This window comes from Candidatus Pelagibacter sp. PS_37, from assembly GCF_059417825.1.
In genome coordinates, this window is sequence record NZ_CM182067.1 from 1,042,075 (window position 1) to 1,060,298 (window position 18,224).

The 18,224-nt window shown below is 28.8% G+C and carries 21 protein-coding genes and 1 tRNA gene; 14 read left to right on the plus strand and 8 right to left on the minus strand.

Annotated elements, in window-relative coordinates:
- Nucleotide 1 precedes the first annotated feature (1 nt).
- Complete coding sequence (locus AC5SL9_RS05495; protein WP_006997809.1) at nucleotides 2–1,261, minus strand: cytochrome b; 1,260 nt, start codon at nucleotides 1,259–1,261, stop codon at nucleotides 2–4.
- 9 nt (nucleotides 1,262–1,270) lie between these two features.
- A complete protein-coding gene (petA, locus tag AC5SL9_RS05500; RefSeq protein WP_011281471.1) occupies nucleotides 1,271–1,780 on the minus strand; it encodes a ubiquinol-cytochrome c reductase iron-sulfur subunit in 510 nt (169 codons plus the stop codon).
- Between the two features lie 86 nt (nucleotides 1,781–1,866).
- On the opposite strand from petA, the gene AC5SL9_RS05505 reads away from it, so the two are divergent.
- The 3 genes from AC5SL9_RS05505 to greA are packed head-to-tail and all read left to right on the plus strand — an operon-like array spanning nucleotide 1,867 to nucleotide 3,633.
- A complete protein-coding gene (locus AC5SL9_RS05505; RefSeq protein ID WP_006997807.1) occupies nucleotides 1,867–2,328 on the plus strand; it encodes a tRNA (cytidine(34)-2'-O)-methyltransferase in 462 nt (153 codons plus the stop codon).
- Nucleotides 2,328–3,155, plus strand: coding sequence for an oxygen-dependent coproporphyrinogen oxidase (gene hemF / locus AC5SL9_RS05510; RefSeq protein ID WP_494573936.1), 828 nt, complete (start codon nucleotides 2,328–2,330; stop codon nucleotides 3,153–3,155). The genes AC5SL9_RS05505 and hemF overlap by 1 nt, the downstream gene beginning before the upstream one ends.
- A 1-nt stretch (nucleotide 3,156) precedes the next feature.
- Nucleotides 3,157–3,633 (plus strand): transcription elongation factor GreA, encoded by a 477-nt coding sequence (greA, locus tag AC5SL9_RS05515; RefSeq protein WP_006997805.1) that lies wholly within the window; start codon nucleotides 3,157–3,159, stop codon nucleotides 3,631–3,633.
- Here greA and AC5SL9_RS05520 read toward each other — a convergent pair.
- From AC5SL9_RS05520 to AC5SL9_RS05535, 4 genes are all read right to left on the minus strand, one after another.
- Nucleotides 3,630–4,904, minus strand: a complete 1,275-nt coding sequence (locus tag AC5SL9_RS05520) for a CCA tRNA nucleotidyltransferase (RefSeq protein ID WP_494573937.1) — start codon at nucleotides 4,902–4,904, stop codon at nucleotides 3,630–3,632. The genes greA and AC5SL9_RS05520 overlap by 4 nt on opposite strands.
- 3 nt (nucleotides 4,905–4,907) lie before the next feature.
- Nucleotides 4,908–4,981 (minus strand) — tRNA-Gln (locus AC5SL9_RS05525).
- 31 nt (nucleotides 4,982–5,012) lie between these two features.
- Entirely contained in the window at nucleotides 5,013–5,858 is an 846-nt protein-coding gene (locus AC5SL9_RS05530; protein WP_278386801.1) for a 4-(cytidine 5'-diphospho)-2-C-methyl-D-erythritol kinase, read from the minus strand.
- Nucleotides 5,859–5,861: 3 nt separating this feature from the next.
- Nucleotides 5,862–7,547: a tetratricopeptide repeat protein gene (locus tag AC5SL9_RS05535; protein ID WP_494573938.1), complete on the minus strand. Its 1,686-nt coding sequence runs from the start codon at nucleotides 7,545–7,547 to the stop codon at nucleotides 5,862–5,864.
- A gap of 11 nt (nucleotides 7,548–7,558) precedes the next feature.
- Between AC5SL9_RS05535 and AC5SL9_RS05540 the strand changes: the two genes are divergently transcribed.
- The 3 genes from AC5SL9_RS05540 (at nucleotide 7,559) to AC5SL9_RS05550 (ending at nucleotide 10,042) form a co-directional block, all read left to right on the plus strand.
- A complete protein-coding gene (locus AC5SL9_RS05540; RefSeq protein ID WP_271487158.1) occupies nucleotides 7,559–8,290 on the plus strand; it encodes a uracil-DNA glycosylase in 732 nt (243 codons plus the stop codon).
- On the plus strand, nucleotides 8,290–8,850 hold the full coding sequence (gene rnhB / locus AC5SL9_RS05545; RefSeq protein ID WP_020169716.1) for a ribonuclease HII: 561 nt from the start codon (nucleotides 8,290–8,292) through the stop codon (nucleotides 8,848–8,850). Before AC5SL9_RS05540 ends, rnhB begins: the two co-directional genes overlap by 1 nt.
- A gap of 121 nt (nucleotides 8,851–8,971) precedes the next feature.
- Nucleotides 8,972–10,042: a site-specific DNA-methyltransferase gene (locus AC5SL9_RS05550; RefSeq protein WP_006997799.1), complete on the plus strand. Its 1,071-nt coding sequence runs from the start codon at nucleotides 8,972–8,974 to the stop codon at nucleotides 10,040–10,042.
- On the opposite strand, the gene AC5SL9_RS05555 is transcribed toward AC5SL9_RS05550, so the two are convergent.
- Together AC5SL9_RS05555 and AC5SL9_RS05560 are read right to left on the minus strand one after the other, a co-directional pair.
- The gene (locus AC5SL9_RS05555; RefSeq protein ID WP_494573939.1) at nucleotides 10,039–11,190 is read right to left on the minus strand and encodes an FAD-dependent monooxygenase; all 1,152 of its coding nucleotides are present in this window, start codon (nucleotides 11,188–11,190) and stop codon (nucleotides 10,039–10,041) included. The genes AC5SL9_RS05550 and AC5SL9_RS05555 overlap by 4 nt on opposite strands.
- Nucleotides 11,190–12,170 carry an A/G-specific adenine glycosylase gene (locus tag AC5SL9_RS05560; RefSeq protein ID WP_018413538.1) on the minus strand — a complete coding sequence of 327 codons (981 nt, stop codon included), beginning with the start codon at nucleotides 12,168–12,170 and terminating at the stop codon, nucleotides 11,190–11,192. Before AC5SL9_RS05560 ends, AC5SL9_RS05555 begins: the two co-directional genes overlap by 1 nt.
- Here AC5SL9_RS05560 and AC5SL9_RS05565 point away from each other — a divergent pair, their 5' ends adjacent.
- From AC5SL9_RS05565 to AC5SL9_RS05600, 8 genes are read left to right on the plus strand one after another with little or no spacing between them, the layout of a single operon-like run.
- Nucleotides 12,171–12,659, plus strand: a complete 489-nt coding sequence (locus AC5SL9_RS05565; protein WP_494573940.1) for a DciA family protein — start codon at nucleotides 12,171–12,173, stop codon at nucleotides 12,657–12,659.
- Nucleotides 12,656–13,246, plus strand: a complete 591-nt coding sequence (locus AC5SL9_RS05570) for a thioredoxin domain-containing protein (protein WP_018413540.1) — start codon at nucleotides 12,656–12,658, stop codon at nucleotides 13,244–13,246. Before AC5SL9_RS05565 ends, AC5SL9_RS05570 begins: the two co-directional genes overlap by 4 nt.
- 8 nt (nucleotides 13,247–13,254) lie before the next feature.
- Nucleotides 13,255–15,828 (plus strand): chromosome segregation SMC family protein, encoded by a 2,574-nt coding sequence (locus tag AC5SL9_RS05575; RefSeq protein ID WP_020169719.1) that lies wholly within the window; start codon nucleotides 13,255–13,257, stop codon nucleotides 15,826–15,828.
- Nucleotides 15,829–15,836: 8 nt separating this feature from the next.
- A complete protein-coding gene (locus AC5SL9_RS05580) occupies nucleotides 15,837–16,112 on the plus strand; it encodes an AtpZ/AtpI family protein (RefSeq protein WP_006997793.1) in 276 nt (91 codons plus the stop codon).
- Nucleotides 16,113–16,124: 12 nt separating this feature from the next.
- A complete protein-coding gene (locus AC5SL9_RS05585; RefSeq protein WP_006997792.1) occupies nucleotides 16,125–16,859 on the plus strand; it encodes a F0F1 ATP synthase subunit A in 735 nt (244 codons plus the stop codon).
- A 19-nt stretch (nucleotides 16,860–16,878) separates the two neighbouring features.
- On the plus strand, nucleotides 16,879–17,106 hold the full coding sequence (locus tag AC5SL9_RS05590) for a F0F1 ATP synthase subunit C (protein ID WP_006997791.1): 228 nt from the start codon (nucleotides 16,879–16,881) through the stop codon (nucleotides 17,104–17,106).
- 5 nt (nucleotides 17,107–17,111) lie between these two features.
- Nucleotides 17,112–17,702 (plus strand): F0F1 ATP synthase subunit B family protein, encoded by a 591-nt coding sequence (locus AC5SL9_RS05595; protein WP_494573941.1) that lies wholly within the window; start codon nucleotides 17,112–17,114, stop codon nucleotides 17,700–17,702.
- Nucleotides 17,683–18,189, plus strand: coding sequence for a F0F1 ATP synthase subunit B family protein (locus AC5SL9_RS05600; RefSeq protein ID WP_006997789.1), 507 nt, complete (start codon nucleotides 17,683–17,685; stop codon nucleotides 18,187–18,189). The genes AC5SL9_RS05595 and AC5SL9_RS05600 overlap by 20 nt, the downstream gene beginning before the upstream one ends.
- Nucleotides 18,190–18,224: the final 35 nt, after the last annotated feature.

Consider the following 18,224-nt stretch of genomic DNA (forward strand, 5'->3'; position numbering starts at 1 on the left):
ATTAATCTAAACTTTCTTTTTTTTTAACAGCTGATGCCATTGGCATCCCTCCAAGTACTGGCTCTGTAATACTTAAGGGTAAAGGTATGGTTTTTTCTTTAAATCCTAATACCGGTAAGATTATTAAAAAGTGAATAAAGTAGTAAGCTGTGGCAACCCTGGCAATCAATAAGTAAAGCCCCTCAGCTGGCATCGCACCTACGTAACCTAGAACTAATACATCCACTACTAGTATCCAATAAAATTGTTTGTAAAGAGGTCTAAATACTGCTGATCTAATTTTTGAAGTATCTAACCAAGGCAGTGCAGCTAAAATTAAAATTGCTGATAACATTGCAACTACTCCCATTAATTTATCAGGAACTGATCTTAGGATTGCATAAAATGGTAATAGATACCACTCAGGAACGATATGGGCTGGTGTTACCATTGGGTTTGCTTCTATATAATTATCTGCATGCCCTAAAATATTTGGTGAATAAAAAACAAAAAATGCAAATACAATCATAAACATTAATAATGCAAAGCCATCCTTGATCACAATATATGGATGGAATGGTACTGTATCCTTAGAAGGTTTTTTAACATCAATCCCCACTGGGTTATTGTTTCCAGGAACATGCAACGCCCAAATATGAAGAACGACTAAGCCCAAGATTAAAAATGGTATTAAGTAATGTAATGTGAAAAACCTTGTTAAAGTTGGGTTATCTACAGAATAACCTCCCCACAACCAATTAACTATTCCCTCACCCACTAAAGGTATGGCGCTAAAAAGATTTGTAATAACTGTTGCTCCCCAAAAACTCATCTGACCCCATGGTAAAACATAACCCATAAATGCTGCTGCCATCATTAAAAGGTAAATTATTATTCCAATAATCCAAATAATTTCTCTTGGAGATTTATATGATCCATAAAACAAAGATCTAAATATGTGAATATAAACTGCTAAGAAAAACATTGAAGCACCGTTTGCATGAATATATCTTATTAACCAACCATAGTTAACGTCCCGCATGATATGTTCAACACTTTCAAAAGCCATGTCAGCATGAGCAATGTAGTGCATAGCCAAAGTTAAACCAGTAACGATTTGTGTAATTAAACAAAAAGTTAAAATTCCACCAAATGTCCACCAATAATTTAAATTCTTAGGTGTTGGATAATCAGTTAAATGACTAGCGAGTGATAAAAGTGGAAGCCTGTCATTAAACCATTTTCCAAATTTTGAACTAGGAACGTACTCGTGATCACTCATAATTATTTATTATCCAATTTTAATAGTGTTGCTGTTAACAAATTCATATTTTGGAACTTCCATGTTTGTTGGAGCAGGACCTTTTCTAATTCTTCCAGAGATATCATAATGTGAACCATGACAAGGACAAAACCAACCATTGTAGTCTCCTTTATCATTTAAAGGGACGCATCCTAAATGCGTACAGACACCTAACATAACTAACCATTCTGGATCTTTTGCTCTGTCCTCATCTTTTTGAGGGTCTTTTAAATCTTCCATTTTAACAGCTCTTGCTTCAGCTACTTCCTCGGGTGTTCTTCTTTTAATAAAAACTGGTTTTCCTCTCCAGAGTACAGTGATTGTTTTTCCAGGCTGCACTGAACTTACATCAACTTCTGTGCTAGCTAATGCTTTAACAGATGCATCTGGGTTCATTTGATCAACAAGTGGCCAAACAACAGCTCCTACCCCAACAGCACCTACCGCATATGAGGCTGTAAATAAAAATTCTCTTCTTTCAGGTTTTTTTTCAGACATCTTTAATTTTTTGTATATTGTTATCTAATATATGATTTCATATAAGAAAAAAGTTTTTTTTCCACTGAAACAATGACACATAAAACATGAATTTGAGACCTAAAATAGCCTTATATGAACCTGATATTCCTCAAAATACAGCTGCTATTATCAGAACATGTGCGTGTCTAGGGGCTGATTTAGAAATAATAGAACCATGTGGTTTTTTATTCAGCGATAAAAGATTTAAAAGAGTTGTGATGGATTATATGGATGAAAAAATGATAAGATTTTATCAAAGTTCAGATGAATTTTTTAAATCAAAAAAGAATGAGAGAGTAATATTATTAACAACTAAATCAGCAGATTCTTATACTGACTTCAAATTTGAGAGTAATGATACACTTTTATTTGGAAGAGAAAGTGCTGGCGTACCAGACCATGTTCATAATTTAATTAAGTATAGGTTAAAAATACCCATGATGGACAATAAAAGATCTTTAAATATAGCCTCTTCAGTTGCTATAATTCTTTCAGAAAATTTAAGGCAAACTAACTTTAATAAATAATGGACAAAGAAATTAAAAAAAAACTTGCTTCTAATTGGTTTAAGTTGCTGCAAAACACAATTTGTAATGACATTGAAAAACTAGAAGGTAAGAAATTAAAGTTTAAATCTAAAACTTGGAATAGAAGTGAAATTAAGGATGAAGGTGGTGGAGAGTTTAGAATTTTAAAAAATGGTAAGATTTTTGAAAAAGTTGGTGTAAATTTTTCAGAAGTGCATGGAAAGTTTTCAAAAGAAATGAGTAAAAAAATCCCAGGTGCTTCTAAAGATCGAAATTTTTGGGCATCAGGAATTTCTATTGTAATGCATATGAAAAATCCTCATGTTCCAGCAATTCATTTTAACACTAGATTTATCTACACAACACATGCATGGTTTGGTGGTGGTATGGACGTAACCCCTTGTATCCAAGACCTTAAAGAAAAAAGCTTTCTTCATACTGAATTAAAAAAAATGTGTGATCGACATGATAAAAAATTTTATAAAAAATATAAAAAGTGGTGTGATGAATATTTTTATTTACCTCATAGAAAAGAAACAAGGGGAATTGGTGGTATTTTTTTTGATTACAAAAAAAAAGATTGGGAGAAAGACTTTAAATTTGTAACAGATCTTGGAGTTACCTTTCAAATGTTATTTAACTCGATAATACAATTGAAACACAAAAAGAAATGGACTGTAAAACAAAAGGAGATACAATATATTAAAAGAGGTAGATATGCTGAGTTTAACTTACTATATGATAGAGGAACAAAATTTGGCTTACAAACAGGTGGTAATGTCGAGGCAATATTAATGTCTTTACCTCCAATAGCAAAATGGAATTAAAATGGATAAAGAACCAATAACAGCAGATGGTCTTGAAAGTTTAAAGGAAGAGTTAATTTTTTTAAAAGAAAAAAAAAGACCTCAAATAGTTGCTGCGATATCTGAAGCAAGATCTCATGGAGATCTGAAAGAGAATGCTGAATATCATGCTGCAAAAGAAGAACAATCTCATAACGAAGGAAGGATTACAGAAATAAATGATATTATTGCAAGAGCAAATGTTATTGATGTAACCAAAATGAGTAATGATGGCAAAGTCATCTTTGGCTCAACTGTAGATTTAGAAAATTTGGATACTGGAGAAAAAATTACCTATAAAATAGTTGGAAAAGATGAGGCTGACCTTCAAAAAAAACTGATATTTTTTCAATCACCTATAGGTAGAGGTTTAATTGGAAAAAACAAAAATGATTTAGTTGAAATTAAAACTCCTGCAGGTGTAAAAAACTTTGAAATTAAAGATGTAAAGTACGTTTAATTACTTACTATTTTTTGAAGTTCTTTATCTGAAATTTTAAAATTATTACTAGTCCAGACTTCTTCTATTGCTTTTAACTTCTGTCCCAGCTCCCTTCCCTCAGGAATTTGATATTTTTCCATCAAAGTACTAGCTTTAAATGGCATAACAGGCATTTCTTTTTTTTTAAAAATTTCAATCATTTTAATTAACTTATTGTCTACTTTTTTGGATTTAAAAATTTTAAAATAAAGAACATCTAATAATGCCTCCCTACCATTAAAATAAAAAATTTTATTTAGATTTTTTTCTGAAAAGGTTTGGTTCGTATTTTTTTCTAAATTAAACTTATTTAAAAATATAAGTCTTTTTTGATCTTTTTTGGATAAATTAAATTTATAAATAAAGTAATCTACATTATCAGTTCCATCAATAATCATTAAAGATAATAAGAAAATAAAGTCCATTTCAAGAAAGTTTTTTTTTGCAAAACTATTCATTTTATTGAATAGAGAAATATTTTTTATTTGTGGAAAAATAAGATTTATAATTTCTAAACAATCCTTATCCTTAGTTAACTTTAGAAAACCATTTGATTTTAATAATTTTTGAAATTCATCTATTAATCTTTCTGAGGAAATACTTGAAACACCACTTAGGTTTTTTTTAATTGCTTTAATAACTTGTGGGTCATGACTATGCTTAGAATAACCAAGAAAAAATCTGACATATCTTAATATCCTTAAATAATCTTCTTTAATTCTGGTTTCTACATCTCCAATAAAATTAATTTTTCCACTTTCTAAATCTTTTTTTCCATCAAATGGGTCAAATAAACTTCCTTCAATATCCGCGTAAATAGAATTGATAGTAAAATCTCTTCTAGAAGCATCTTCTTTCCAGCTATCAGAGAACTCTACTTTTGCATGTCGTCCATCTGTATCAATGTCTTTTCTCAATGATGTAATCTCAAACTTTATATCATTAATTAACGCTGTAATTGTTCCATGTTCTATTCCACTCTCGTAATATTTTATGTCCTTTTTAATAAGAGCCTCACATACCTTTTTTGGATTTAAATTAACTGCTAAATCTATGTCGTCATATGCTTCTTTATTAATAATCTTTCTTACACATCCACCTACATACCGGATTTCACTATTGCTAGAGTATGAATGAATTGCTTCAAATATTTTTGAAACTTCTGTTTCCTTTTTAATATTTTTGAAGCCTAAATTTATGTGATTAAGGTTTTGAGATCTAAAAAAAATTTTATCTAATAAATTATTCATATATGGCTGGCCCACAAGGATTCGAACCTCGGATCTCTGTACCAAAAACAGATGTGATACCACTTCACCATGGGCCAATATTAGTTGCATATATCACAAAAAAAAAAATTATATAGTTTTTGATTCAATACACCAGTGGTTATTAAATTTTCGTTTATATTGGCTGCATGCTTTTTTGCAGGCCTTTTTGGAATGAAAATAAGCCACTATTGAGGATCCTGATCCGGACATTCTAACAAATAGGGTGTTAGGTAAACCATTGAGGTAGGATTTAATTCTTTTAAGTTCTGGATATTTATTTAAGGCAACCTTTTCAAGATCATTGTCTAAATTTTTTAAATATTTTGCTTCAAATAGTTTCTGTTTAGGAGGGTTAAATTGAGGTTTAGAGAATGAATTAACTTTAGAATAAATATATTTTGTAGAACATCCAAAGTTAGGTTTCGTAACTAATATATGAAATTTAATTTTATTTTTGAATTTTTTAATATCTCCATTAGATAAAAGAATAGCAAGTGATGGCTTTATACCTAAAATCACATCTGATCCTATTTCATTACTTATTTTTTTTGAGTCATTTTTTTTTATTTTAATTAATTTTTTTTCAATAAAAAAATTTAATAGACTGGCAGCATTCATAGACCCACCTCCCATTCCAGCCTTTTGAGGTATATTTTTTATAACTTTAATTTCAAATTTTTTATTATTCAAAAGTTTTTTGTTATCTAAAATTTTTAACAATTTTGAAATAGTATTAATTTTACTGATGTTTTTAGAAAATCTTCCAATAAAATTGATTTTATGCTGTTTTGTATTGCTTTCTGTTATTGTAATTGAATCATGTAAATCGATAAAAGAAATTAAACTTTCGATATTATGAAGCTTTGATTTCTTTCCTGTAACGTTTAGAGCTAAATTTATCTTTGCATAAGACTTTATCTTAAAACTATTCATAATTTAGGAATTTTTTAATCCCTCTGATAATTTATTTTTAATAATTTTTTTCATGGCATCTTCAGTCTCATCTAAATTTAAAACAGCTTGCCAAAAATATCTTGCTTGAATTTTTCTATCAAGCTGCCAAAGAATATCACCGTAATGATCATTAACTACTGGATCCTGAGGCATTAATTCAACTGCTCTTTTAAGAAAATTTTCTGCCTTTTCATATTCGTCAACTAAGTAATATGCCCAACCGATTGAATCAATAATGTATGGATCGTTACTTCTGGCTTCATAAGCTTTTTCAAGCATTTTAAGAGCAGTATCAATTTTATGCTCTCTTTCCAGCCATGAGTAAGCTAAATAATTTAAAACATAAGCATCATCTGGGTTGGCTTCTAGAGACTTTAATAAATCTTTATCTGCTTTTACATAATCTCCAGATCTCTCGTAACTTCCTCCACGCCGATATAATATTTCAGCGTATAAGTCAGAATTAGCGTTCATTTTTAAAAGTATTTGGTCATAAAAATTTATTGCTTCAATATATTTTTTTGCATTTTTATGCATATTTGCAATATCAAATATAATTTTTTTATTTGGGTTTTTAATTTCTTTAAATTTTTCATTGATAAATTTTAGAGATGCTTCTTTATTATTTTTTTTTAAAATAATTTGAGACTCTTTTTTTAACTTAAACCAATAATAAAATTCATGCTTTTTATCAAATGCTTCAAGAGTTTTTAATGTATTGGAATAATCATCACTCAAATAATAATTTTCAGCTAATAAAGACAAATTGAAAATAAATTTAGGATTTAAATAGTTAGCTATATTTAAATAAAAATTTGATTTCTCATAATCATTCTGAGAGGAATAGAGATTTGCTATTAGAAAAAATAGTTCACTAACAATGTCATTCGAATTTGTACATGAAAAAATTTCTTGAAAATTATCTAAGTTTTTATCTTCTATCCATTTTTTACCTTGAGAAATTAATACTGATGAATTTAAATAATCAAAATTATTAGTAACTTTTTTTGCCTTATCGTAATTATCTTTCTTGATTAAATAACTGATCAAAAAAAATACATACCTTGAATAATCAGCATCGTTTTGTGAATTAATTAATGTATTAAAATATCTCTCTGTATCTTTATCATTTAAATAACATCTTTGAAAAACTTCGTTAATAAATGAAAAATTTCCAAACGTATTAGTTTGTTTCACTAATTTTTTTTCTTCAAAAACTGATAAATATTGCTTGAAGGTTTCTGCAATGATTAATGAAAGTCTATCATTGTTAATAAATTCATATGATCTATCAATATAAACTTTACTTTTTTTAAAGTTTTTTTTCTTTAAACTATCAACTGCCAGCAACAGATTAGCCTGAAAAAAGTCAGAGTTGTTTTTTGTTGAGTTCTGTTTAACTTGATTAATTGCTTTCTTAACTTTGCCATCAAGTACTAAGGAAAATACATACCTCTCAAGATAGGCATCATGCTGTTTTATTAATATTTTTGATGAATTAAAAAATTTTAAAGCTTCTGTATTATCTAGATTTTCATAAGCTGCAATTCCTGAAAAATAATTAGACAAATACCTTGCATTAAAATCATTTAAACTGGTATTTTTTGAGTATAATGGACTCTGATAAAGTATTAATATTAAAAAGAATTTAAAAAACTTTACCAACATTTGGCCATTCTATGTCTAAAAAAGTAATAAATCAAAAAACGAATTTTGACTCTGAGTTCTTAAACTCTACTGGATCTGACTTTATTTTTGATGAAAAACCAATCAATAGACTAAAAAATACTAGTAATGATTTAAAAAAAGATCTGAGTATTCAAAAAATAGATAAAGTTAAAGAGCTTGAGAATCTTAAAGAACAAATAAACTCAATTAGTGATTGTAACTTAAAGAATAATTCAAAAAAAATAATTTTAGGAGATGGGAATATTAATAGCTCAATAATGATAATTGGTGAAGCCCCAGGCATTGAAGAAGATAACGCCGGATTAACTTTTATGGGTGAAGTAGGAGATCTTTTAAAAAAAATGCTGATTGCAATAAACATTAAAAAACAAAATATTTACGCAACTTATGCTGTAAACTTTAGACCTCCTGAGGATCGAAAACCAAATTCTACAGAAATTAAGAGATATTCCCAATTTTTACAAAAACATATTTCAATAATAAATCCTAAAATAATAATTCTTATGGGTAGTACTGCTATGGAGTCTTTAACAGGTTTAAATAGTAAAATTTCTATTGAGCGAGGAAAATGGAAGGAAGTAATTATCAAAAATACAAGTTACAATGTTATCATAACTTTTAATCCCTCTTATCTTTTAAGAGCTCCTGAAAATAAAAAACATTCATGGGATGACTTAAAAAAGATTAAACAAAAAATCTTAGATCTAAAACTATCCATTTAATGAAAATTTTAGCAGGTGTTGATGAAGTTGGCAGAGGAAGTTTAATCGGGCCTGTTTATGCAGCAGCTATCATATTAAATAATTCTATTGATAAGAAATTATTGAAAGATTCAAAAACTCTAACAAAGGATAAAAGAGAAGAGCTTGAAAAATATATTAAAAAAAATTCTATATGGGCTATAGGCCAGGCATCGACTAAAGAAATTGAAAAAATTAATATATTGCAGGCAAGTTTACTTGCAATGAAGAGAGCTATTCTTAAATTGAAAACAAAACCTTCACTTGTTTTAATTGATGGCAACAAACTGCCTGATCTTAAAAACTATAAATTAAAATATGTAATTAAAGGAGATCAAAAAATTCCAAGCATTTCTGCTGCATCAATTATTGCAAAGGTTAGTAGAGATAAATTTATTACAAAACTTTCAAAAGAGTTTAATAATTATGGATGGGATACAAACTCTGGTTATGGAACCAAAGAACATTTAAACGCAATTAAGCAATTTGGTATTACCAAATATCACCGTAAAACATTTTCACCTATTAGTGATCTTCTATAAATCCTAGTGATAACAACACAAGATCTGGTTGTTTAAGAAATAATAAACACAAATTGAATCTATTTAATTCAATCACAGGTTGACCGTAGAATCTGTTTGGAGTCTAATTGTTTTATACAAAATGGAAAACAATTTTAAAAATAAGATTATTAATGGTGACAGTCTTGAGGAATTAAAAAAAATTCCAAGTGAAACTTTTGATCTTGTTTTCGCTGATCCGCCATACAATTTACAATTAAAAAATTCACTTACTAGACCAGACAGAAGTAAAGTCAGTGCTGTTAATGACAAATGGGATCAGTTTGAAAGCTTTAAAAAATATGATGACTTTACGGTTGCTTGGCTTTCTGAATGTAGAAGAATATTAAAAAAAGATGGGGCCATCTGGGTCATAGGAAGTTATCATAATATTTTTAGAGTAGGCACTGCAATACAAAATTTAGGTTTTTGGATTTTAAATGATGTTATCTGGAATAAGAATAACCCAATGCCTAATTTCAGAGGAACAAGGTTTACAAACGCTCATGAAACTTTAATTTGGGCTTCTAAAAGTGAGAAGTCAAAATATACTTTTAACTATCAATCTTTGAAATGTTTAAATGACGATCTTCAAATGAGATCTAATTGGAATTTACCTATTTGTAATGGTGCAGAAAGACTTAAAAAAAATGGTAAAAAAGTTCACTCTACTCAAAAACCAGAATCTTTATTACATAGAGTTTTATTGGCATCATCAAACAAGGACGATTTAATTCTAGACCCATTCTTAGGATCTGGAACAACTGCAACGGTTGCAAAAAAATTAGGTAGAAAATATTATGGTATAGAGAAAGAGAAGACTTATTTTAAAGCAGCAGAAGAAAGGTTAAAAAATACAAAACCTTTAGAGGATAATTTCTTAGACACTTTAAAAAATAATCGATCTAAGCCTAGAATACCTTTTGGATCACTAGTAGAGCTTGGAATAATAAAGCCTGGAACAAGTATTTTTGATCAAAAGAAAAAAATAGTTGCTAAGATTATGGCAGATGGAAGTATCAAGCATAATCAAGCTGAAGGATCAATTCATAAAGTTGCAGCAACAATACTTGGTTCTGAAAGCTGTAATGGATGGACTTACTGGCATTGTACAGTGAATGGCGTTTCTGTGCCAATTGATAATTTAAGACAAAGATTAATTTCTAAAAATTAGTCTTTATAAATTTTACCAAGATAACTGTTAATAAATTTTTCATTTTTAACTAATTTTTTTATTACTAAGTTTCTAATCCAAATTATTAATGGATTAGATAAATGAAAAGCAAAATAATTAAGTTTTGATTTCATATCAATCATCCTTACTCTTTTAACTCTTTCAGAGTTAAATTGAGTGTTTTCATTTTCTAAATTTTTATAAAGTTCATTGGCAACCTCTATTGATTGAGAGGCGCCTTGAGCAAAGGTTGGGGGTAAAGCAAAAAAGGCATCTCCAATGATAAAAGTATCTTTATTTTTTGGTTCATTGACATCAGAACTCACAAATATTGGAAAACATTTAATACTTTTTAGATTGTTCATTGTTTCGGTGGGTACTTGCTTTGATATTTCAGATATAATAGATGCAACAAAATCTTTGTTCTCAAATAAAGAATAATCAGATAACTCTTTAGTGCTAAGTTTTTTTCTAAAAATGGTAATAAAATTAAACTGTCCTTTGCTATTAACTGGATAAAGAACTGAGTGTAAATTAGACCCTAAAAACAAAGATATATTCTCTGGGTTAATGCCCTTAAGGGCATCCTGGTCAATTGTTGCTCTTAAGGCAATAGAGTTAAAATACTTTGGCTTAGTTTCTTTATTGGCAATTAATGATTTTGTTTTTGAAAAAGTTCCATCGGAGATAATTAAGTAATCACATTTAACAGATAAACCATCCTCAAAAGAAACTTCTTTACTTTCTGCTTCTTCATTAATTTTTATAACTTTTTTATTATAATGAATAATATTTTCATGAAGTCCATCTTTTAAGAATTTAATTAAAGTAGAGCGCTGTAAGGTAGTATATTTTGTATCAGTGCTGTTAAACATGGATATATCTAAATCACATATTTTTTTATTATTTTTTAAAGAATAAAAATCTAGTTTATTGGGGTGAAATTTATCTTCTATCCTGATTTTTTGAAAATTTATTTGATTTAACAGTTTGATGCTATTAACTGAAAGTTGAATTCCATATCCTTTTTCCAAATTAACAGAAGCATTTTTCTCATAAATTGTCACTTGATAATTAGAGTTTTGACTTAAAAGATTTGCAATATACAGGCCTGAAATACCGGCTCCTATTATTGCTATATTTTTCATTAAATCTTTTTTAAATAATTAAAAATTTTTTTAGTAAATGTGGGCAAAGTATAATCTTCAAGCTTAGAGCTATCAATCCAAGAAGAGTTAGAAATTTCACCTTTTAACTTGGAAAACTTGATTATTACATTCATATTCATATTGGATATCTTGAAGTTTAAAGCTTTTGCTAAATTATCAGGTTTGGATATTTGCTTCATGGGAAATATTTGCAAATTCTTTAAAAAATTAAATTTAGTATTTTTGATTAACAAAAATTTATTATTTTTTTTATAAACTTCTAATAAATAAAATTTATCAATCTTCTTTTTTCTTTCTTTTATTATTTCAAAATCTTTTTTTTTAAAAGACTTACAATTTTTAATTAAAGGGCATTGGTGACATAAGGGATTTTTAGGTCGACAAATCAATGCGCCTAGCTCCATTAGTGCTTGAGCATAATCGCTTGCTCTAGTTGAATTACCTAATATCTTTTTATTCTTAACAAGATTATCTTTTGTAATTTCTTTGGGTAATTTTAAATTTAATAATCTTTTAATTACTCTTTCAATATTTCCATCTAAGGGAATAAATGGCTTGTTAAAGGCAATTGCCATTATTGCATTAGAGGTATAGTCACCTATTCCAGGTAATAATTTTAATTCATCAATCGTGTTTGGTAACCTTCTATTAAAATTTTTTTCTAATATTTGTGCAGTCTTTTTTAAGTTTTTTACTCTTGAATAATAACCAAGGCCCTCCCAATATTTTAAAAGCTTATGTTCCTTAATTTTTGATAGAGATTTAATATCTGGAATATCTTTTATAAAATTATTAAAGTATGGAATCACAGTTGCAACCTGCGTTTGCTGTAACATAAATTCACTTACTAACGTGTAATATTCTCGCTTAACTTGTGATAACTCTTTTCTCCATGGGAGTGATCTTTTATTATTATCGTACCAATAAAGAATTTTTTTTGTTAGTATGGATTTGGTCATATGCAATTTAAAAATAATACTAAGCAGAGGTTTAAAACTATTCAAGGCTTAAGGTCTTTTAAAGACACTTTGCCAAAAAACATTAAAAAAATAATCAAAAAAAAGGGTCATATATTTTCTGAAACACTTAATAACTGGAAGTACATAGTTGGAGATGATCTTTTTCAAATATGCTATCCCAAATCCTTTAAAAATTCGAATAAATTTGGAGTAAGCACTCTTCAAATAATGGTAAAGAGAGGACATGAGATTGATTTAGAGTATTCTAAAAAAGTAATAATGGATAAAATGAATAGTTTTTTTGGCTATGCCGTTGTTGAGAAATTGAAATTGATAAGCTTTGATGACGCCCAAACAAAGTTCAAAAAATTAGACACTAATGAAAATCATGTGACAAATATTAAATATGCAGATAGGATAAATAGTATTAAGAATGATAAAATTAAAAAATCATTACTTGAATTAACAAAACTATTTAAACAACGATGAAAAAATTCACCTCAACATTATTTATAATATTTTTAATCTTCTCCGCTAAAGCGCTTGCTGCAGATAATGATATGGTCAAAAGAATTTCTGAAGGAGAAGAAAGTGCTAAAATAACAATAATTGCATACGAGTCATTGACTTGTGGCCACTGTGCAAATTTTCATAAAGATGTATTACCTGAACTTAAAAAAGACTTCATTGATAAAGGATTAGTAAAAATAGAATTTAGACATTTTCCATTAGATTTAGCAGCTTTTAATGCATCAAAAATTGCTCAGTGTAATAACGATGGTAATTCAAATATTTTGCATATTTTATACTCTGGGCAAAAAAAATGGGCTAGAGGAAAAACTCCAGAAGAAGCAACGGGTTATTTAAAAAAATTCTTAGAAAGTGAAAGTGTAAACTTAGATTTTGAAAAATGCTTAAGTGATAAAGCTATAGAAGATTTTGTTTTAAATGATCGAATCGATGGGGTAAAAAAATTTGAAGTTAATGCTACTCCTACGATAATAATTAATGATAAAAAGTTTGATAAAGCCCTAAATTATAAGAATTTAAAAAAATATCTGGAAAAACTGATATAAGTTAGTCCATGGAGTTTAAAAAAATCCAATTAAACGGATTTAAATCATTTGCTGAAAAAACAAATTTTCTTATAGAGCACGGCTTAACCGGCATCGTTGGTCCAAACGGTTGTGGGAAATCTAATATTGTGGAATCCTTAAGATGGGTTATGGGTGAAACCTCAGCTAAGAGTATGCGTGGTTCAGGTATGGAAGATGTTATCTTTAATGGCACATCTAATAAATCTTCTAAAAATATAGCAGAGGTTTCTATTAGTGTAGATAATGCAAGTCATGATGGTCCAATGCAATATAAAGATTTAGATCATATTGAAGTTAGAAGAAAGATTGAAAAAGATAAGGGTTCAAAATTTTATATAAATGACAAAGAAGTTAGAGCTAGAGACGCTCAAATGTTTTTTGCAGATTTATCTACGGGTGCTCATTCACCATCAATGATTAGTCAGGGACGAATTGGAGCTTTAGTAACTGCTAAGCCTACTGACAGGCGTGCAATCTTGGAGGAAGCAGCTAATATTTCAGGGTTACATGTGAGAAGACATGAAGCTGAACTTAGATTAAATGCTGCAGAGACAAACTTAAAAAGAGCTGATGAATTAAGAAGACAACAAGAAAAACAATTAGCAAACCTTCAGAAACAAGCTGAAGAAGCAACGAAATATAAACTTATATCTGAAGAAATAAAAAAAATTGAAGCAGGGCTATATTATTTAAAATTATTAGACATTGATAATGAGATTAGAATAGAAAATGAAATTAACAATGAAGCTGAAGGAGAGGTAAGTAACTTCAATCAACAGATTGCTCAATTTGAAAATTTAATTAAAACTGAAACAGATAAAGTTTCTCCCTTAAGAGAAAAAAATATAGAAAATCTATCCAAAATTCAAAGATTGAATTTAGAGCTACAAAATTTAGATGAAGAAAATGTTAGAACTCAAGATGAAATTGAAAATATTAAAAAATCCCTAAAAACTATCGAGGAAGATATAGACAGAGAAAAAGGGATTGTAATTGATGCTAACTCAAATGAAAGACGCCTAAAAGAAGAGAAAGCTGATTTAATAGAAATAGATTCTAAATATTTTGAAACAGAAAAATTATCAAACGAAGATCTTGAGAAGGCAAAAAACCTGTTAAAAGATGAACAAAAATCTGTTGATGAAATTATTAATATTTTTGCTGATGGAAATATAAATATTGCTATTGGGCCAATTAAAAATGTTAAAAATACAATCACCAGAGCTAAAGAATTGATTAATAACAATGAAATTAGTCAAGCACTTACTTTACTTGATAGATGTCAGATTGAAATAGACGGTTTTTTAGATAATCTTGAAGATGAGGAGAGTAAGAAAAAGCTTTCTAATATTAATGAAAAAAATGAAAATATAAAATTATTGCAAGAAAAATATGCTGATAGTTTTAGTAAAAATCAATCAATAAAAAAAGAGTCTGTAAAAAGAAATGAAAGAATTAAAGCTATAGAATCAGAAGTTGAAAGTTGGAAAAACTTACTCTCTAATTCTGAAAAAATGGTTTCTGAGCTAACTGAAAGAAAAAATAAATTACTATCACAGTTAAATGAGCGTGATCAACAACCCAAAGCCCAAGCAGAAAGAAAAGGACAAATTACTGAGGGTCTAAGAATTTCACAAAATGAAAAAATTGAAAATGAAAAAATAATTGAAGAAACAGATAAAAAGATAAACTCTTTAAGACTTGAGTTAAATGACGTTCAAGAAAGATCTATTCAAATAAGAGAAAGAAAAGCAAGCTCAGGAGCAACTGTCGAAGGTTTAAAAAAAAGGAAAGAAGATCTGTTAGAAAGAGTTAGTTCTGAACTTAATCTTGAAGAAAATGATATTCTAGAAAATTCTAATTTAAATGGTGTTGAAGAGCTACCTGACTCTGTTGCACAAGAAGATGCTTTAGATAAAAAAAAAAATGAAAGAGAAAAATTAGGATCTGTTAACCTTAGAGCCGATGAAGAAACCAGTAAATATGAAATAGAAATTAAAAAGATGGAACAAGATAGAGAAGATCTTGTATCTGCTATTATAAAATTAAAAGAAAGTATTAATGAATTAAATCAAAAAGGAAGAGAAAGACTATTAGAAGCTTTTGAAAAAGTTAATAGAAAATTTAATGAAGTTTATACAAAACTATTTAACGGTGGAAATGCAAAACTAGAGTTAGTAGATTCTGATGACCCACTTGAAGCTGGTTTAGAAATGCTGGTAAGTCCTCCTGGTAAAAGACTTCAGTCTATAACTTTATTATCTGGTGGTGAACAAGCTTTAACAGCCTTGTCTCTTATTTTTGCAGTGTTCCTTACTAACCCATCTCCAATCTGTGTTTTAGATGAGGTTGATGCTCCACTAGATGATGCTAACGTAACAAGATTTTGTGGACTTCTTGATGATTTAACTAAAATAACTGACACTAAATTTATTATCGTAACTCACCATGCTCTAACTATGTCAAAAATGAATAGACTTTATGGAGTTACAATGCCTGAAAAAGGTATTAGCCAACTTGTTGCTGTTGATTTACAAAAAGCAGAGAGCATGGTTGCTTAATAATTTGAATGCCAAAAGATAGCCTTAAAACTCGCTTGGAGATTGCAAAAAATAAGCTTTCTAAGAAAAATCTGTATAAAAATGAAGAGGCACCCTCTTCTATTGGAACTGCCTTTAAATTAAGTACAGAATTAGTGTCTGCAGTGGCAGTTGGGACAATTATAGGGTTTATTTTAGACAAGACCTTTGGTACTAAGCCCTGGTTAATATTAATATTTTTTTTTGTAGGTGTTGTTGCTGGAATTATAAACGTATTCAGATCTGCAAAAAATATGCAAAAATAGATTTAAAAAATTATGGCTACAAACCCGATGAACCAATTCGAAGTTTATAGAATTGGACCAGAAATTAAATTAGGCGCAATAGATATTTCTTTCACAAATGCAAGCTTGTTTATGGTGATTAGTTCTCTTGCAATCTTACTAATTTTTAATTTAGGGTCAAAAAAAAATTCTTTACTACCAAGCAAGATGCAACTTCTTTCTGAATTAAGTTATACTTTTGTTTCCAAAATGATTAGTGATACCGCAGGATCAAAAGCAAAACCCTACTTTGCGTTTATCTTCTCAATATTTATGTTTGTGCTATTTTGTAATATGTTTGGGATGATCCCTTATGCCTTTACAGTAACTAGCCATATCATTGTTACTTTTATCTTGGCTTCATTTATTTTTGTGGGTGTAACAATTATTGGATTTATGAAACATGGATTAGGATATTTAAAACTATTTGTACCTAGCGGAGTACCTGCTGTACTATTACCACTAATAGTTGTTATAGAAATAATTTCTTACTTAAGTAGACCAGTTAGTCTTTCAGTTCGTTTATTTGCAAACATGATGGCTGGTCATACAATGATGAAAGTTTTCGGAGGCTTTGTAATAAGCCTTGGAATAGTTGGTGGATGGCTTCCACTGAGTTTTTCGGTTGCATTAACTGGCTTGGAAATACTAGTTGCTTTTCTTCAAGCATATGTTTTCGCAATCTTAACCTGCATCTACTTGAATGATGCATTAAATTTACACCATTAACTAACATAAGGAGGATATAATGGAATTAGAAGCAGCAAAAATGATCGGAGCAGGACTAGCAGCAATAGCTCTAGCGGGTGCCGGTGTTGGGATCGGAATTATCTTTGGTAATTACCTTTCTGGCGCGATGAGAAACCCATCTGCAGCTCAAAAACAATTTCCTAATCTTTTATTAGGTTTTGCTTTAGCTGAAGCAACTGGCCTATTTGGATTAGTTGTAGCGTTAATTATTTTATTTGCATTTTAAATTTAATGATTAAAAAAATATTTTTTCAGTCGATATTTTTAAGCTTCCTGTTTTTTATGGAAGCTTTTGCAGCTGAAAGCGGTGGAATGCCTCAATTAAATCCAGAGTTTTGGGTTTCTCAAATTTTTTGGTTAATTATTACTTTTGGGATTTTATATGTTGTTTTATCTAAACTTATACTTCCAAAAATAAGTGCCAATCTAGAAACTAGAAAATCTCAAATTTTAGAAAATATTGAGGCTGCGGAAAAGCAAAGAGAAGAAAGTGAACAAAAAATTGAAGAATACGAAAAGATAGTACAATCTAGCAAGAATGAAGCAAAAAACTATTTTAAACAAGCTAGAGAAAAAGTACTGAAAGATATTGGTGTAAAGAGGGAAATACTGGAAAAAGAGCTTGATGAAGAAGTTAATAAAGCTGAGATTGAGATAAAAACTTTTAGAGATAATGCACCAGAAAAAATCAAAAAAATTGCTGTAGAGACCTCTTCGGACTTACTGCAGGAACTAATAGGGGCTGAAGTTAACAGTAGTAGTATTTCTGCAATAGTAGAAGATCTTTCAAGAAAAAAAATGGATGAATATTATGGTAATTGATGCAACTTTTTGGGTAGCTATATCCTTTTTAATATTTATTGGAGCTTTAGTTTATTTAAAAATACCTCAAAAGATTAATGAACTTTTAAATAAGCTTATCCTTGATATTAAAAATGAAATAGATGAAAGTGAAAAACTAAGACAAGAGGCAAAGGTTTTATTAGATAATGCTCAAAATAAACTTGATACCGCACAAACTGTGAGCAATGATATTTTACAACAAGCCAAAAAAGATAGCGATCATCTTATAATCGAAATGAATGATAAATTTCATAAATCTTCAGAAATTAAAAAAAGCTTAGCAGAAAATAAAATTTCACAAATGAAAGAAGCTGCACTTAAAGAAATAAAAGATGTTTCAATTAAAATTGCTGTTGATTCTGTTAAAAAAATTATTAACACATCTGTTGATAAATCAAAACTTGATGGTCTTTTTGAAAAAAACCTTGAAGAAACAAAAATAGCTTTAAAAAAAATAAGCTCATAATTACCTTACAATTTTTTAAAAAAACTATAAATTAA

Excerpts from the sequence above, each read along its gene's own strand:
- AC5SL9_RS05585 (WP_006997792.1), top strand. The coding sequence starts at position 16,125 with ATGGCTACAAACCCGATGAACCAATTCGAAGTTTATAGAATTGGACCA.
- petA (WP_011281471.1), bottom strand. The coding sequence starts at position 1,780 with ATGTCTGAAAAAAAACCTGAAAGAAGAGAATTTTTATTTACAGCCTCA.
- hemF (WP_494573936.1), top strand. The coding sequence starts at position 2,328 with ATGGACAAAGAAATTAAAAAAAAACTTGCTTCTAATTGGTTTAAGTTG.
- AC5SL9_RS05505 (WP_006997807.1), top strand. The coding sequence starts at position 1,867 with ATGAATTTGAGACCTAAAATAGCCTTATATGAACCTGATATTCCTCAA.
- AC5SL9_RS05590 (WP_006997791.1), top strand. The coding sequence starts at position 16,879 with ATGGAATTAGAAGCAGCAAAAATGATCGGAGCAGGACTAGCAGCAATA.
- AC5SL9_RS05540 (WP_271487158.1), top strand. The coding sequence starts at position 7,559 with ATGTCTAAAAAAGTAATAAATCAAAAAACGAATTTTGACTCTGAGTTC.
- AC5SL9_RS05580 (WP_006997793.1), top strand. The coding sequence starts at position 15,837 with ATGCCAAAAGATAGCCTTAAAACTCGCTTGGAGATTGCAAAAAATAAG.
- AC5SL9_RS05520 (WP_494573937.1), bottom strand. The coding sequence starts at position 4,904 with ATGAATAATTTATTAGATAAAATTTTTTTTAGATCTCAAAACCTTAAT.
- AC5SL9_RS05495 (WP_006997809.1), bottom strand. The coding sequence starts at position 1,261 with ATGAGTGATCACGAGTACGTTCCTAGTTCAAAATTTGGAAAATGGTTT.
- AC5SL9_RS05600 (WP_006997789.1), top strand. The coding sequence starts at position 17,683 with ATGAATATTATGGTAATTGATGCAACTTTTTGGGTAGCTATATCCTTT.
- AC5SL9_RS05565 (WP_494573940.1), top strand. The coding sequence starts at position 12,171 with ATGCAATTTAAAAATAATACTAAGCAGAGGTTTAAAACTATTCAAGGC.
- AC5SL9_RS05530 (WP_278386801.1), bottom strand. The coding sequence starts at position 5,858 with ATGAATAGTTTTAAGATAAAGTCTTATGCAAAGATAAATTTAGCTCTA.
- AC5SL9_RS05550 (WP_006997799.1), top strand. The coding sequence starts at position 8,972 with ATGGAAAACAATTTTAAAAATAAGATTATTAATGGTGACAGTCTTGAG.
- rnhB (WP_020169716.1), top strand. The coding sequence starts at position 8,290 with ATGAAAATTTTAGCAGGTGTTGATGAAGTTGGCAGAGGAAGTTTAATC.
- greA (WP_006997805.1), top strand. The coding sequence starts at position 3,157 with ATGGATAAAGAACCAATAACAGCAGATGGTCTTGAAAGTTTAAAGGAA.
- AC5SL9_RS05575 (WP_020169719.1), top strand. The coding sequence starts at position 13,255 with ATGGAGTTTAAAAAAATCCAATTAAACGGATTTAAATCATTTGCTGAA.
- AC5SL9_RS05595 (WP_494573941.1), top strand. The coding sequence starts at position 17,112 with ATGATTAAAAAAATATTTTTTCAGTCGATATTTTTAAGCTTCCTGTTT.
- AC5SL9_RS05570 (WP_018413540.1), top strand. The coding sequence starts at position 12,656 with ATGAAAAAATTCACCTCAACATTATTTATAATATTTTTAATCTTCTCC.
- AC5SL9_RS05535 (WP_494573938.1), bottom strand. The coding sequence starts at position 7,547 with ATGTTGGTAAAGTTTTTTAAATTCTTTTTAATATTAATACTTTATCAG.
- AC5SL9_RS05555 (WP_494573939.1), bottom strand. The coding sequence starts at position 11,190 with ATGAAAAATATAGCAATAATAGGAGCCGGTATTTCAGGCCTGTATATT.
- AC5SL9_RS05560 (WP_018413538.1), bottom strand. The coding sequence starts at position 12,170 with ATGACCAAATCCATACTAACAAAAAAAATTCTTTATTGGTACGATAAT.